The 15085-nt window shown below is 34.4% G+C and carries 14 protein-coding genes; 4 read left to right on the top strand and 10 right to left on the bottom strand.

Annotation, left to right across the window (positions count from 1 at the left end; translation table 11 throughout):
• Window positions 1–553: 553 nt before the first annotated feature.
• From QFZ28_RS12460 to QFZ28_RS12445, 4 genes are all read right to left on the bottom strand, one after another.
• The gene (locus QFZ28_RS12460; protein ID WP_307194920.1) at window positions 554–904 is read right to left on the bottom strand and encodes a thiol reductase thioredoxin; all 351 of its coding nucleotides are present in this window, start codon (window positions 902–904) and stop codon (window positions 554–556) included.
• Between the two features lie 177 nt (window positions 905–1081).
• Window positions 1082–3340: a bifunctional glutamate--cysteine ligase GshA/glutathione synthetase GshB gene (gshAB, locus tag QFZ28_RS12455; protein ID WP_307197016.1), complete on the bottom strand. Its 2259-nt coding sequence runs from the start codon at window positions 3338–3340 to the stop codon at window positions 1082–1084.
• Between the two features lie 155 nt (window positions 3341–3495).
• Complete coding sequence (gene fghA, locus QFZ28_RS12450; protein ID WP_307194919.1) at window positions 3496–4329, bottom strand: S-formylglutathione hydrolase; 834 nt, start codon at window positions 4327–4329, stop codon at window positions 3496–3498.
• 4 nt (window positions 4330–4333) lie between these two features.
• Window positions 4334–5449, bottom strand: coding sequence for an S-(hydroxymethyl)glutathione dehydrogenase/class III alcohol dehydrogenase (locus QFZ28_RS12445; RefSeq protein WP_307194918.1), 1116 nt, complete (start codon window positions 5447–5449; stop codon window positions 4334–4336).
• A gap of 126 nt (window positions 5450–5575) precedes the next feature.
• On the opposite strand from QFZ28_RS12445, the gene QFZ28_RS12440 reads away from it, so the two are divergent.
• Window positions 5576–5938 carry a winged helix-turn-helix transcriptional regulator gene (locus QFZ28_RS12440; RefSeq protein WP_307194917.1) on the top strand — a complete coding sequence of 121 codons (363 nt, stop codon included), beginning with the start codon at window positions 5576–5578 and terminating at the stop codon, window positions 5936–5938.
• Between the two features lie 802 nt (window positions 5939–6740).
• Here QFZ28_RS12440 and QFZ28_RS12435 read toward each other — a convergent pair.
• The gene (locus tag QFZ28_RS12435) at window positions 6741–7334 is read right to left on the bottom strand and encodes a TetR/AcrR family transcriptional regulator (protein ID WP_307194916.1); all 594 of its coding nucleotides are present in this window, start codon (window positions 7332–7334) and stop codon (window positions 6741–6743) included.
• Between the two features lie 189 nt (window positions 7335–7523).
• Here QFZ28_RS12435 and QFZ28_RS12430 point away from each other — a divergent pair, with 189 nt between their 5' ends.
• A complete protein-coding gene (locus tag QFZ28_RS12430; RefSeq protein WP_307194915.1) occupies window positions 7524–8294 on the top strand; it encodes an SDR family NAD(P)-dependent oxidoreductase in 771 nt (256 codons plus the stop codon).
• A gap of 136 nt (window positions 8295–8430) precedes the next feature.
• Here the strand turns inward: QFZ28_RS12430 and QFZ28_RS12425 are convergent, their stop codons facing one another.
• The gene (locus QFZ28_RS12425) at window positions 8431–8874 is read right to left on the bottom strand and encodes an Lrp/AsnC family transcriptional regulator (RefSeq protein WP_307194914.1); all 444 of its coding nucleotides are present in this window, start codon (window positions 8872–8874) and stop codon (window positions 8431–8433) included.
• 122 nt (window positions 8875–8996) lie between these two features.
• Here QFZ28_RS12425 and QFZ28_RS12420 point away from each other — a divergent pair, with 122 nt between their 5' ends.
• Window positions 8997–9548, top strand: a complete 552-nt coding sequence (locus QFZ28_RS12420; RefSeq protein WP_307194913.1) for a cysteine hydrolase family protein — start codon at window positions 8997–8999, stop codon at window positions 9546–9548.
• 138 nt (window positions 9549–9686) lie between these two features.
• Here the strand turns inward: QFZ28_RS12420 and QFZ28_RS12415 are convergent, their stop codons facing one another.
• The 4 genes from QFZ28_RS12415 to QFZ28_RS12400 form a co-directional block, all read right to left on the bottom strand.
• On the bottom strand, window positions 9687–10274 hold the full coding sequence (locus tag QFZ28_RS12415; protein WP_444875316.1) for a cytochrome c biogenesis CcdA family protein: 588 nt from the start codon (window positions 10272–10274) through the stop codon (window positions 9687–9689).
• A gap of 481 nt (window positions 10275–10755) precedes the next feature.
• Complete coding sequence (locus QFZ28_RS12410; RefSeq protein WP_307194912.1) at window positions 10756–12264, bottom strand: tripartite tricarboxylate transporter permease; 1509 nt, start codon at window positions 12262–12264, stop codon at window positions 10756–10758.
• Between the two features lie 13 nt (window positions 12265–12277).
• A complete protein-coding gene (locus QFZ28_RS12405) occupies window positions 12278–12727 on the bottom strand; it encodes a tripartite tricarboxylate transporter TctB family protein (RefSeq protein ID WP_307194911.1) in 450 nt (149 codons plus the stop codon).
• A 119-nt stretch (window positions 12728–12846) separates the two neighbouring features.
• Entirely contained in the window at window positions 12847–13848 is a 1002-nt protein-coding gene (locus QFZ28_RS12400) for a tripartite tricarboxylate transporter substrate binding protein (RefSeq protein WP_307194910.1), read from the bottom strand.
• A 268-nt stretch (window positions 13849–14116) separates the two neighbouring features.
• Here QFZ28_RS12400 and QFZ28_RS12395 point away from each other — a divergent pair, with 268 nt between their 5' ends.
• Window positions 14117–15025 (top strand): LysR family transcriptional regulator, encoded by a 909-nt coding sequence (locus tag QFZ28_RS12395; RefSeq protein ID WP_307194909.1) that lies wholly within the window; start codon window positions 14117–14119, stop codon window positions 15023–15025.
• Window positions 15026–15085: the final 60 nt, after the last annotated feature.

Genomic DNA, 15085 nt, shown 5'->3' with positions numbered 1-15085 from the left:
CGTTTTTTTAATGGCTTATTCAATTAAAGCACCCGTTACTTTCTGTAGTGCTTATCAAAGAAAAATGGCTAAAGTAAAGCTTTTCATGTATAAGATTTAACTAACAGACTAATAGTTTATCCTTGTAGAGACGTGCACTTTATTTGGAGAGGCGGGCATGATAGCCTGTTTTGGCTGAGCCAGAATCTTTGATACACCTGGCTTCATGGCTTATAATCATGCCCGCAGAGGCTCCAAGTAAAGTGAAAAATTGCCTGAACTTACTTCCAGTAGAAGGTTCGACAATATTTGAAAATAACTTTAAAATGACTTATTCACTTAATAAAGCACTACACTACGTTTAAGTACAATACTTCACAATCTTTTTTTACACATCAATAAACTCAGTCCCTAATATGTGTTGTCTATGCAAAAAGACGCTTTCTTATTAAAGAAAAGCGCCCTTTAATTGAATAACACGATTTATCTTATTAGATTTTCAATTCAATATATATGCCTTGGTCAAAAATGTTCCAAGCAGAATGTAGCAGACACTTGTCGCTTTGGAATTGAATTATTTATTCATAAAAGTTTTGATTTCTTCTTCTGACATGGATGAATCGCATTTTACGTTTACTGTGTCACCATTAGTAAAGATGAAACCAGGAACCGTTGGAATGTCGCATTTATTACGGAAGGCCGTAATACCTTCTATATCAGATTCTTCCACACTATTGACATAATAGATATGATTATCCGTTTCTTCAGCAACATTTTTTAGTTTTTTAACGAATTTTTGACAATAAGGACATACAGCCTTGCCAATATAGATAACGGCTTCACCTTCCCCTATTACCAATTCCTGTGCTTTTGCGGAATCAATTTTATCAAAACTAGCTACAGTTTCTTCATAAGTAGTAATCATCGCTCAATCTCCTCACTTTAATGTCGTCATTATACAACACACAGTATTTAAACAATATTATTTTAACCCCGTCCCTAATCAGGACAGGGTTATGCATGTTTGAGATTTGAGCAGTAAATAACTTTATTGTCACTCGACAGCTTAACGTTGTAAATCCGTATTTTGATAGTGTTACCCCTAATTTGACTGACTTTGTAATAGTTCAGGAAATAAATAATGTATGATATGCATAGTTAAACGTCGAGACTCTCCTTTATATGGATAAATGTGCATATACATGGATGGATTAAAGTTGGCTTCAATAATTCCGTAAGCATTTTTATTATCTGCAGGAACTTCTGTATTTTCAATAATCAAATCAATCCCACAAATTTTAACTCCAAGTGCAGCTACTGCATCCACTGCTATTTTTTTATAATCATCAGGAATTTGATCTGTCACATCAATCGAGTCTCCACCTGTACTAATATTGGAGTTTTCACGTAGAAAGATGATTTCATCTTTTTTAGGAATCGAATCGACTTGATATCCTTGACCTTTAAGCATAAGTTTCTCCAATTCACCTAACTGGATCCTTTCTAAAGGTGTTCGATGGTCGCTTCCTCTTAATGAATCACGATTCTTTTGATTGACTAACTCTTGGATTGTATGTTTACCGTCACCTTTAACATTCGCAGGAATTCGTAATAAAACAGCATAAACTTTATCATTTAACACAAAAAATCGATATTCTGTTCCTTTAAGAAATTCTTCTACTAATACAGAAGAGTCTTCTTTAAATGCTAGTGTAATGGCTTTTTGATAATCTTCGTAATTTGCGCCTTCTTTGAAGATCGATATTCCTAACCCATAGTTTGTTGTTTTCGGCTTCACAACAAAAGGTACGGTGGAAAAGAGATCATAGGAACGTAAAGCTTGTTCGATTGTTTGAAACTCCTCACCCTTAGGCACTCGGAATCCATGTTGGTGAAGAATTTTCTTTGTAACTGTTTTATTTTCCATAATTAAAGTGGATACATAATTATCTTTACTTGTCATATTTCCATTTTTTACATATTCAACATGATCTTTTAATTTTAGCTTCAAAAATTGCTCTTGTCGATCCAAAATTTCTACTTGGATTCCTTGTTGAATCGCATCAAACATTAAAATCTGAGTGGACAACTCCATATCAGTAAATCCTGCTAATTGATAGGGCATATCCCATGATTTTTTATAATTTTCTTTAGCAATACACGTAGCCACTTGACCTTGACTGCTTTTTTCACTTTCTGTATATAGTCTTCCAGCTAAAGTCTTGCTTGGGTCCATTAGCATTTCTTTCAAGTTTACAAATAACGTATCTGAAACAGTCAAATTTAAAATTGCTGCTAACTGTTCCATCTCATCAATCATATTTTTAGCTTTTACTTCAAATTGTGTATGCTCTAATGGGTACTCAAGAGCCACGATATCATTGTAAAAGTCGCCCATTTTTACCCACTCATCACAATTTTCCCCTTCATCTTTCCATAGTAAATAAAGTAAGAAAAGATGGAGAAATTCTGCTTGTTCATAGATAATTCCATAATTTCCAAAAGGATTTAAATCTATATTTCGCAATTCAATATAACTAATACCGTGATCCTCTAGATCGGAAACATGATGTCCGCCTCTTAAACGGACAGGTGAATAAAATTCTTTTTCTGCTGATAAAAGCCCTCTTTTAACCATCAAAGAAAGATCTGATACATAATTCTGTATACTGCTATATGACACTTGAACATCATCCGAATTGGTATAACCAAATTTACTGCTTCTAATGCTTCTTACTACCTTATTCAACGAATCTTCTTCAAAAAAATTCTTTTCACTACTAGGAGAAGCTCCATAAAAATAAGTGACGAACCATCGATAGTGTAAATAGTTTCTTGTGACTTTTAGATAAATCTCTGTTTTAAAATGCTGATAATCTTTAATCTCCGATTGTGCGTTAAATAACGCTTGAATGAACTCATCGCCAAATTCAAAGTTAAAATGAACACCACAAAGCATTTGTTTACGACGGCCATAAGAATGTGATAAAGATTGACGATATCGAACATTTTCAGCACTTTTCAATTTCGCAATCACAATATCTTCGTCTTTTTCTGGTAACTGTGGCGGCATGCTTAATGGCCACAGCATTTCATTCTCCCCCATAGAACGATAAGCAACATCATGAATCGCTGCTAAATAATTAAACAGTTCCTCTAATGTCTCAGTAACAGGTGTGATGATTTCCATCTGTAATTCTGAAAAATCCCGTTGAATATACGGATGATCATCTCTCAGCGAAATACTTTTAGGATGATCTGTTTTAGCTAAATTTCCGAATAAGTCAACTCGTTTACTTTCTTTTTCAATCCCATAACGAGCTTTTAATAAGTAGGGTCTAACACAGTCATTGACTAACATTTTTTTATAATCCGTTTTCACAATAACCCCCAATTAGCTCACCCCTTCTTCAAACCATTACTTATTTTTTAATAATAAATCTTAAAATATAAGAACATGCAGTAATCGAAAATATCCACATTCAATTGCAATGTGAATATTTTTCGTAAAAAGAATTATCTTAAGTACTCCATATGAAAAGCGAAATGTTCCTCTAAGAAAGTAGAAATAAAGAAATAGCTATGGTCATAACCTTCCACTTTCTTGTAATTTACTACTTGATTATTTTCCTGAGCATTCTTTAAAAAATAAGTTTCATCTAGTTGATTTTGATAAAAATCATCTTGAGTTCCTTGCGTAATAAGAATAGGCGGCATGCCCGCTTCTTTGACGAGTTCTGAAGCATCCCATTCTTTCCAAGTCGTTTGATCATCACCTAAATAAGAAGAAAATGCTTTTATTCCCCACGGGACTCTACTAGGACTTAAAATAGGAGAAAAGGCAGAAATCGCTTTGAATCTTGTCGCATTTTTCATGCCAATCACTAGAGCACCATGACCGCCCATTGAGTGGCCCATAATACTTTCTTCTCCTGAAAAATGAGGTACCAAAGTGGACGCAATAGCTGTTAATTCTTCTACTATATACGTATACATGTTATAATGCTTTGCCCACGGATCTTGTGTCGCATTTAGATAAAAACCTGCCCCTTTTCCAATATCCCATCCGTCATCGTCCGCCACATGTTCTCCACGTGGTGAAGTATCTGGAATTATAACAGCCACTTGATATTTTTCAGCCAATCTTTGAAATCCACTTTTTTGACTAAAATTATCATCTGTACATGTTAAACCAGATAGCCACCAAATAAGAGGGATTTTTTTCTGTTCTATATTTGATGGTAAGTAGATACTAAATGTCATCTCACATTGTAAGACTTCTGAATAATGGCGGTACTTACATTGTTCTCCGCCGAAAGAGCGTTTTTTTTCAATAAGTTTAAGACTCACTTTCTCACTCCCCATATGTTAACATCGTACGGATTGACTCACCCTTATGAAGCAAATCAAATGCCTCATTGATGTCTGTAAAGTTTAAGTGGTGTGTGATAAACGAATCGATATCGATTTTACCATTCATATAATCTTCAACCATTCCAGGAAGCTCTGTTCTTCCTTTCACGCCACCAAAAGCTGATCCACGCCATACTCGACCCGTTACTAATTGGAATGGACGAGTATGAATTTCTTTACCTGCGCCTGCTACACCGATAATCGTACTTTCACCCCAACCTTTATGACAACATTCAAGAGCAGACCTCATTACTTCAACATTTCCAATACACTCGAAGCTATAATCGACTCCTCCATCCGTCATTTCAACAATGACTTCTTGAATTGGTTTGTCAAATTTTGCAGGATTTAGAAAGTCAGTTGCGCCCATTTTTTTAGCTAATTCAAACTTATCCTCATTTAAGTCTACAGCAATAATTCGCCTTGCCTTTGCTTGAACCAATCCTTGGATAGCGGCTAATCCAATGGCTCCTAAACCGAATACGGCTGCCACAGCCCCTTCTTCCACTTTTGCTGTCTTGTGTACAGCGCCAATCCCTGTAGTAACACCGCATCCAAATAGACCAACTTTGTCAAGCGGCGCTTCTTTGTCAATTTTTGCTAAAGAAATTTCAGGAACGACTGTATATTCACTAAATGTACTTGTTCCCATGTAATGATAAATAGGCTCTCCATTATAAGAGAAACGAGTTGTTCCATCAGGCATTAAACCTTTACCTTGAGTTTCTCGTACGGCACTACATAAGTTTGTTTTACCAGAACGACAGAATTTACATTCTCCACATTCAGCTGTGTATAGCGGAATAACATGGTCCCCTGGTTTTACTGAAGTCACTTCATCCCCTACAGCAACGACAACACCCGCACCTTCATGACCTAGTACAGCAGGAAATACACCTTCGGGATCATCACCTGATAATGTAAAAGCATCTGTATGACAGACTGATGTATACAGTATTTTTACTAATACCTCTTTGGCTTTTGGTTCTTCTACATCGATTTCTACAATTTTAAGTGGTTCTCCCGCTCTAAATGCAACAGCAGCTCTACTTTTCAAATGAATCCCTTCTTTCCTTTGTTTTATGGTATTTACAATTTATATAATTACACATTATAATTAACGGGACAATACTGACTTTTTTGTCACTATAAACATATTACAATAGAAGGAGTTAGTAATAATATGGAAATTCCCTATAAAGATAAAACGTTCTTCACGAGCAAAGATTTGGCCTTATCGGTGATAGGTGGTCGTTGGAAGATAGCAATTATATGGTGTTTACTCAGACAATCTCCATTGAGGTTAAGTGAAATACAAAAATACCTTCCCGATGTCAATCAACGTATGTTAATTAGACAATTAAGGGAATTAGAAGAGGATAATATAATTACTAGAGTTGTATATCCGGTTGTACCTCCTAAAGTAGAGTATCAACTTAGTGAAATTGGTTTACTTCTAGAACCCGTTGTAACTTCCATTTGTGATTGGGGAGATAATTTTAGAGAATTTTTAGAAAAAGATTCTAATAAAAAATCAGTTGAATAAAATTTAAGTTGATTCAAATAGGCAAGAGGATATACAGAGGCTGCAAGCAATCCATTTCCATAAAAAGTCGATACAAAATGTTAGGATACCGGAAGGAATCGAATAATAATACTCAAATTTTTTATGTATACGATATACACACAAAAGAGGGAAAGATTCTTAAATGATGGGTTGGAAAAATTCAAAAAGCCACGAAACGCTTTCATACCAACGCGCTTCGTGGCTTTTATACATTTTCTAATCCTTTCTCTTCCCCTTTTCGTTTAAGTCTATTTTTTCCATAAATCAATTTTCTTATTGAGTGTTATTCCATAATCTGGCCCGATTGTGGAACACAAGTTAAACATCGATCTTCAACTAAACTCCCTCAATAAAGAAGGCATAATTAGCATCCTTTTTCACACAATTTATGATTGTACCGTTTATAAAACAAATATAATTTTCCTTTAATACTATACCTTTTTGTGAATATGAAGTAGTGTTTTTTTTACTTAATATAATATTTTGAAATTAGATAAAGCCTGAATATGGGTGAAATCTTTAATTATATCGCTTGGACCCTCAGAATTTCAAACATGTTTCTACAAGTAGGGGGCGGACAGTTTAGTTGACGGGATCATTGTCCCACCCACCCGTTCGTCCTACCCTGGCTACTGATATAATAGAATCTATTAAAAAAAGGTCAACCAGTAAAAACTGGTTAACCTCATAATACGAACGCACCCGTAAGTGTAGGTACAGTTCTTCACAATCTTTTTAATTTTAAATATCTGTAACATTTTTTAATAGAGACATATATTCCTTAACAGCTTTTAACATAAAAAACTTCTGTAGAAGTAAGCATAAGTTCTACAATTTGCTTGGACATATATTCAGGTGAAGTTGAGAAATCTTCTTCAATCCATCGAATGATTAACCCTGCTATGCCATGAGAGCGATAAATATACAACCACTTAGTGCTTATTGATGTTCCTTCTTCCAGTTCATACTCATATTCCTCAATAAACATCTGTTCAATAGCCTTTGCCATTTGATAACGGAAATCGACACGTATATGTTTACTCAATAATAATTTATAAAGCTTTGCATTTTCTTGAAAATACTTAAACAATGTTATATTATCCGTATTTAAATCCTTGATATTTACTTTTTTAATGGATTTATAAGGATTTCGAATTTGATTAATCATTTCTGTTAACGTATCTTGAATGACTTCATCAAGTAAATGTTCCTTTGTTTCAAAATTTGCATAAAAAGTTCCACGATTATAATTTGCTTCACGAACAATTTCTGAGATTGTAATCTGATCAAATTGCTTCTGATAAAGCAATTTTAAAAAGGTTTCTTTTAATGCTTTTTTTGAACGTTGAATTTGTTTATTAAAAAGTTCTGTCATAGTTGGTCACCTCACAATAAAGTATGTTGAAAAAATTAATCTTCTGGGACTAAGTTATTAATTTACTATACAAAACCTATCGATTTGTATAGTAATATACAAACTTGAATACTTTGCTGATTGATGGTTTTAATTATAAACACTATTGTAATGAGTATAAAGTATATATTTGTCTAGGAGGAATTTAATATGACATTTCCATTATTAGAAGGTAAAGTTGCAATCGTTACAGGTGCTGCAATGGGTATGGGTGAGGCTACAGCAAAACTATTTGCAGAAGCAAAAGCAAAAGTTGTTATTGCTGATTTTAACGAAGAAAAAGGTCGTGCAGTGACAGACGCTATTAATTCAAGCGGAGGCGAAGCTGCCTTTGTAAAAGTAGATATTTCAAAATCTGAAGAAGTGCAGAAAATGATTAAATTCGCAGTTGATACATTTGGTAAATTAGATGTAGCAGTAAATAACGCTGCTTTAACACCAGATGACAAACCAGCAGCTGAATTTGATGAAGCGTACTGGAATCGTTTAATATCAGTTGATTTAACTGGTACTGCACTTTGTATGAAATATGAATTACAACAAATGCAAAAACAAGGACATGGTGGCTCTATTATTAACATTTCATCTGTTAGTGGATTCCGTCCACAGCCAAATAACATAGCCTATGTTGCAGCGAAGCATGGTGTAGTTGGTATGACAAAAGTGGCTGCAATGGAAAATGGTCCACTCAATATTCGTGTTAACTCAGTTGCTCCAGGTGCAATTGATACACCAATGCTTCGTGGTGCATTAGAGCAATTTGGTTTAACAGAAGAAGCATATGCCCCTCAATTAAGCTTACTGAACCGCTTTGGACAGCCACGAGAAATTGCTCAAGCTAGTCTTTGGTTAGCTTCTGACGCATCCTCTTATGTAACTGGGACAACACTTCATGTAGATGCAGGTTATACTTCTCGTTAAGCATGGTAAAACCGAAGATTAAACCCTTCGGTTTTTTGTTTTATCTATCATCAAAATAGCTGGTTTGTCTTAAGAGTAAAGATGATCTTCGAATGACTTGGCAATAATCCTGTAATATTAGGATAATTACCTTCAATTAACCTTTGGCAGTCAACGGATTTTGTTGTTTAGTCTCTTGTATGGATAGGTACAAAGTGTAGTTCCCATAATCGAGAATGTTATTAAGAAAGAGATTCAATGTTTCTTGAGAATCCACTTTTATTTTCAAATGGTAACAGCCTTCTCCTGATACGCGGTGTGCTTCAACGACCTCATTTCGATCATTTAAAAAACGTATAAATGAATCATGGTTTGCTGTTTTCATATAGATAATGACAAACGCTGTAAAGAAAAGTCCTATTTTCATTTCATCAACGATTAGTGAGTAAGCTTTAATGACACCACTTTCCTCCAGTTTTTTAATACGATTTCCTACTGCTTGTCCCGTCATATGAATTTGTTCACCTAAGTCTTTCCATTGAATACGTGAATTTTCGGATAGTAACCGAAGGATTTGAAAATCAATGTTATTAAGTTCCATTTATTAATTCCTTTCACCATGAAATGATTTGATCTAAAAGTGTTTCATCAAAGTATCGATAAAAATCAAGATATTCTTTATCATCATACTTGTAACAAAAATTTTTTAATGAGGTGGATAAAATGAGTACAGCCTTAATCATTGTTGATATACAAAACGACTATTTTCCAAATGGAAAGATGGAGTTAAGCAATCCTGATAAAGCAGCCGCTAATGCTGCTAAAGTTCTTGATTGGTTTAGACAAAATAACAAAGATAATATTTTTCATGTTCAGCATATCGCGAGTAGTCCAGAGTTAGGCTTCTTTCTTCCAAATACAGAGGGAGCTGAACTACATGAAACTGTTCTACCATTAGAACACGAAAACATTATCGTAAAAAATTTCGCTAACAGCTTTTTAAAGACTGATTTAGAAAGCAAATTAAGAGAAAAAGGTGTAAACAAGGTTGTGGTTGTAGGTATGATGACGCATATGTGTATTGATGCAACTGTTAGAGCCGCAGTCGATCTAGGCTTTGAAACTACACTTATTGAAGATGCATGTGCAACAAGGGACTTATCTTATCAAGAAAGGAAAGTTCCGGCAGAACAGGTTCACTTTGCGTTTGTCAGCGCACTTCAAGGTATGTATGCCAATGTGATTTCGACTGAGGATTTCCTGCAACGAAGCTAACATAGTCTTAAAGGACCAATAATAATGGGGAGTTTGTTTAGAAACAAGCTCCCTTTTTCCTTATGTAAGACTATTAATCAAACACATTTACGTAATATAAGTCTCCTTCAACCTCATATCATATAATATCCTCATTGCTTATGATTCATTACTAAGCATCTCTTCAAAATAATACTGTATTTCGGAACCCCAGATTGTTATGAAAGTCATTTTATCAAAAAATACCATTAATCCAATGATTATCATTAAAACGCCGCCGATTTTCATTAGTAATGTTGAATATTTTAAAATTAGTTTTGTTTTGCTAATGAAAAATGCCATTATTACAAATGGGATACAGAACCCCCAATGAATATGCTGCAATATTAAAAAAGTTTGGGTAGGATACATTATATTTGCATACATAATTGCTCCAAAAATTGGTCCAATGCAAGGAGACCATCCCGCCCCGAATACTATTCCCACAATAACCGATTGGAAGCGATGTGTTTTCATTAAAAAACTTGGTTTGAATATATCCAATATAAACATTCCTATTGTTACAAGAAAAATGCCACCAAACATTCTTATTACATCATTGTAGTTAGAAAAAAATTTTCCTATAAAAACTCGCTGAAAAACTAATGCAAAGTAAACTATTGTAAACCCATTTGAAAAATAAATTGAATGTAAGATAACTATTTTCCTAATAGTAGAATGATCCTGCTGATTTTTTAATTCTCCCACCGTTACACCAGAAATAAAACCAATAGTTAAAATTCCCCACCCTTCTATTTAAGAAGAGTGGGGAATTTGTGCTGCAATAGTCTTCAATTAAACTAAAGGTACCTTCTAGTTTTAATTTACGTTTTTTCTTTCTACTTAGATAATAAGAAAGAGAGATACATAAAAATCAAAAAAACTAGTAGTGAAAATAATATAGAAACAAATATTATAGAATAGTTAGAAGTTCTTTCATTTACTAAATGCTACTGAGCACATTTTACACTGTGTTCTGTTCCTTCTTTGATTATTTTTAAAGCTTCCATATTCATTCAGCAAATTCTCCCACGCTTCGACTAACAAAAATCCTAATCCTTTCAAAGAAAAGCTTTCGTTCATAAATGCATTTATAAGTTGTCCAGAGTTAGGCTTTTTTCTTCCAAATACAGAGGGAGCTGAATTACATAAAACTGTTTTGCCATTAGAACACGAAAATAATTATATGCTACATTTCAACATCTTCTGTAACGATTCGTTTGTTTTTAATAGTAGAGATGATACTTATGATGATCGCAATTATAGATATTGCTAAAATCGTTCCTGAAATGGGGCGCATAAAAAATCCTAATAGATTACCTTCAAATATGGTTAAGGATTGAATTAGGTTTTTTTCTAGTAATTCACCTAATACAAACGCAAGGATAATTGGTGCTAGAGGAACTTCTGCCTTTTTAAAGATATAACCAATGATTCCAAATACGAACATCGCGCCGACATCAAATAAGCTATTATTTAAACTATACGTTCCTACTATGATAATCATAATAAGGATTGGAAATAGAATTCTATATGGAATCATTGTGATTCTTGCCCACACATTGGCTAGTGGTAAATTTAAAATTAATAAAATCGCATTACCAATAAACATACTAGCTATTACTGCCCAAACAAACTCAGGTTCCTTTTCAAATAATGTAGGTCCCGGAGTTAATCCGTGCATAATGAATGCTCCTAAAAGGACAGCAATGGTTGGAGAACTAGGTATCCCTAAGGTAAATAAAGGAATTAATGCTCCACCACTATAGGAGTTATTGGCAGTTTCCGGACCAGCCACACCTTCTAAAGCACCCTTCCCAAAACGAGAAGGATCTTTGGAAAGCCTTTTCTCCATTGAATAACTCAATATGGTCGGGATGACTGAATTTGTTCCTGGAATTAAACCAATTAAAAAGCCTAAGATACTTCCTCTGCCTACCGATTTCAAAGTAGGCTTCCACTCATGTCGTTCTGGAAATAACCCTTTCACTTTAGGTGGCTTTTCTGCATTTTCACCTAACTTGTTTTCAGCATTTAACAATAGTTCTGATAAACCAAATAACCCCATTGCTACTGAGATAAAGTCTATTCCACTCATTAAATTCGTTTGACCGAATGCAAATCGGACAACACCTGAGCTTTGGTCAATACCAATAAAAGATAAAGATAAACCGAAAAGTGCAGAAACAATTCCTATTATTAGCGACTTTCCCATTAATCCAAGTAACAACGCCATTCCCATAAAGACTAGTGCAAAAAACTCAGGCGGTCCAAAATTCAAGGCAACTCTTGCCAGCACTGGACCAATAAGGACTAATCCAATAATTGAAACACATCCACCTATAAACGATCCAATTGCTGATATCCCTAATGCGACGCCAGCACGCCCCTGCTTTGCTAGTGGATACCCATCAAATGTTGTAATTAATGAAGCAGCCTCACCAGGTGTATTAATTAATACCGAAGTAATCGTCCCGCCATACATTGATCCATAATAAATACCTGCTAACATAATAATTGCTGTAATTGGCTCTAAAGAAAACGTCAAAGGTAAAAGTAACGCTGTCCCTGCAGTTGGTCCAAGTCCCGGCAATACACCAATGAACATTCCAAAGCTGACACCGATTATACAAAAAAGTAAATTAGCCCATGTGAGTGCTTCTCCAAAACCTGATAATAAATATTGAAGTGATTCCATCATTACTTACCTCCTACCAACCATACTCATTCACCGGTAAAGGTATCCCAAATAATGATCCAAATACCCAAAATACGATAAATGTAACAGTAGTTGCCATTCCTAGTCCCAAATACCATCTATACCCACGGCTAAATAAAAGAAATAATGTGATAATACTGCTTACCACAAAACCTGCAAAAGGAACAATCACCATAAAAAGAATTAAAGAGGCAATCGTTACTAAAACATTAATAAATCCTTCACCCTTAGGTATTACATCTTGAATAAAGGTAAGGTCCTTTTTAAATGCACTAATTAAATATAGGACCGAACATATAATTAACAGACAATTCGTCCAAGTTGGTAAAAAACCAGGTCCAGGACCAAATTCACTTTTATATTTTAGTGAAAATGAAAGTCCAAAAAATACGACTCCATAAATAAAGAAAAACAAGGCAACATATACTCCTAATTTTTTCAATGGACATCCTTCCTTCTTCTTTATAGTTAATCATAGACGTAATATTACCAATATACTGAATGTTAAATTCACAAGGATGGGTAAACCATCCTTGTATTACTACTATTTTTTCATTTAAATTACCAACCTAATAAATCACTAATTCCCTTAATTCCTTTTTCATCTTCCCTTAATAATTCCATATAAGGATCTTGATCTAAATAATTAACCTGTAATCCAGTTTCTTTCATTTTTTCAATTTGTTCAGGATTATTAATTGCCTTTTCAAAAGCCTCACGGAGAACTTTCATTTTCTCTTTATCTACTCCTTTGGGTGCTGCATAACCGCGAGATGACCCAGAAACAATTCCTTCATACCCCTCTTCTCCTAATGTAGGTACATCTGGAAGGATAGGAGAACGCTCTTCAGCCATTACCGCAAGTACTTTCACTTCATTGTCCTTACTTAAAGTAGTTACGTCTCCAATGTTTGCAAATAATACATCAACATGTCCTCCAAGAACAGCAGTTACACTTTCACCTGTTCCACCATTATGAACGGCATTAAACTTAGTCTCTAATTCCTTGTTTAATTTCAATGAAGCGATATGGTCGTCACCAAGTGCACCTGTTGAAGTTGTGGTTGTTGTATTTTTCTTTGCATATTCGATTAAATCTTCAACACTATTAAAACGTTCATCATCTTTACGAACCGCAATGACACCAGGATCAGTGATATGGTTTGCAATCAATTCGAAGCTTTCCAAATTCTGTTTTCTACCTGTGCTAGGATCCATATAACCAGTCATTAAATTCGGTGTATTGATTAACGCAATTGTATTTCCATCTGGTTCGGCCATTAGAAGTTCTTCCCAACCTACCCATCCACCAGCACCTGGTCTGTTCTCAACTACCACAGGTACACCCAGTTCCTTTTCAACATACTGCATTAGTAATCGTGCTCCAAGATCTGAACTTCCGCCGGCTGAATACGAAACAATCACTTTGATTGGACCATTTGGAAATGCCTCTGAACTATCTTTTTCACTAGAACTTTGCTTGCTTGAACATCCGGATATGATTAACATCAATCCTACTACCATAATTGAAATCCACTTTTTTCTTCCAAATAATTTAATCATAGATATATCCCCCTTTAGGTAACCGCTTACAAATTTATGACTTTAATAACACTTTTCTTCAACTAACTAACCTCTAGCTACATTTAATAATGATTCCATTGGTTCTGTTAATCTCAATTCGATTATACTAATTTATTTTTTATAATCCATTCCCCCTTATTCATAGACAGATATTATATGTAAATTTATAATATATTTAATATTCTTAATAGTAAAACGATTAATTCGACTATTAAATATCATAAATATTGCTATTTAGAGGTGAAGAATGGTATCTCAATATATTGAAACATTTCTAGCAGTTGCTCAGACAAAATCAATAAGTGGTGCGGCGAGGGATCTACATTGTGCACAAACAACAGTGAGCCAACGGATAAAAGCATTGGAAAATGATTTAGGATATCAGGTTATAGAACGTGGAAAAGGTTTAAAAGAAATCAACTTAACACCAATGGGCGAAGAATTTTATAAATTAGCTGAAGAATGGAATCGTTTAGAGCATGAAGCTAGATTAATACAAACAAAAGGTAACCGATTATCTTTAACAATAGGTACAGTTGATAGTATAAACCAATTCCTATTGCCAAATATTGTTAAAAACTTAAATAATGATAGGAAAAATGTCCAACTTACCATTCATACTTTACATTCAATTCATTTATATTCAGAGGTAGAAAAGAGACAACTCGATATTGCTTTCTCACTCCGGAATAGAGTTCATCAAAATGTTCATGTAGAAAAGTGCTTTGTATCACCAATGGTTGTTCTTAGATCATCCTTAAACAACGATCATAGATCAGAAAAAATACACCCTCAAGAGTTAGATTCTAATGACGAACTTTTTATGCCTTTTGGGCTTGAATATCAAGCTTGGCACGCTTATTGGTGGGATCCATTGGCTACATCACGTATTAGAATGGATAGTATCCATTTACTATTATATCTGCTGCAAAATCCTACTCAGTGGGCAATTGTTCCAAAGTATATTGCGGAGGAAGCTATGAAAAGCGGGAGCTATAAAATGTATGAACTTACAGACACTCCCCCACCATACACTGTTTATAAACTTACACATAAAAGGCCAACTAGCCTTACAAAAAAGTCTTTAGAAGTTTTGGAATACTATTTTAAATTAGAATATGGGGAGTATGTATTGGCAAATAGCAGTACTTCGTAGAAAACTTAATTCTAGGCAATCCTTTGTAGACATAATGTACCTAGAAAAAAGAAGAATTCC

The organism is Neobacillus niacini (assembly GCF_030817695.1).
Taxonomy (GTDB): Bacteria; Bacillota; Bacilli; order Bacillales; family Cytobacillaceae; genus Neobacillus; species Neobacillus niacini_F.
This window is presented reverse-complemented; position numbering and strand designations above follow the sequence as displayed.

Bases quoted from the DNA above. Each gene is read 5' to 3' on its own strand.
- QFZ28_RS12460 (WP_307194920.1), bottom strand. From the start codon at position 904: ATGATTACTACTTATGAAGAAACTGTAGCTAGTTTTGATAAAATTGAT.
- gshAB (WP_307197016.1), bottom strand. From the start codon at position 3,340: ATGTTAGTCAATGACTGTGTTAGACCCTACTTATTAAAAGCTCGTTAT.
- QFZ28_RS12440 (WP_307194917.1), top strand. From the start codon at position 5,576: ATGGAAATTCCCTATAAAGATAAAACGTTCTTCACGAGCAAAGATTTG.
- QFZ28_RS12435 (WP_307194916.1), bottom strand. From the start codon at position 7,334: ATGACAGAACTTTTTAATAAACAAATTCAACGTTCAAAAAAAGCATTA.
- QFZ28_RS12430 (WP_307194915.1), top strand. From the start codon at position 7,524: ATGACATTTCCATTATTAGAAGGTAAAGTTGCAATCGTTACAGGTGCT.
- QFZ28_RS12425 (WP_307194914.1), bottom strand. From the start codon at position 8,874: ATGGAACTTAATAACATTGATTTTCAAATCCTTCGGTTACTATCCGAA.
- QFZ28_RS12420 (WP_307194913.1), top strand. From the start codon at position 8,997: ATGAGTACAGCCTTAATCATTGTTGATATACAAAACGACTATTTTCCA.
- QFZ28_RS12410 (WP_307194912.1), bottom strand. From the start codon at position 12,264: ATGGAATCACTTCAATATTTATTATCAGGTTTTGGAGAAGCACTCACA.
- QFZ28_RS12400 (WP_307194910.1), bottom strand. From the start codon at position 13,848: ATGATTAAATTATTTGGAAGAAAAAAGTGGATTTCAATTATGGTAGTA.
- QFZ28_RS12395 (WP_307194909.1), top strand. From the start codon at position 14,117: ATGGTATCTCAATATATTGAAACATTTCTAGCAGTTGCTCAGACAAAA.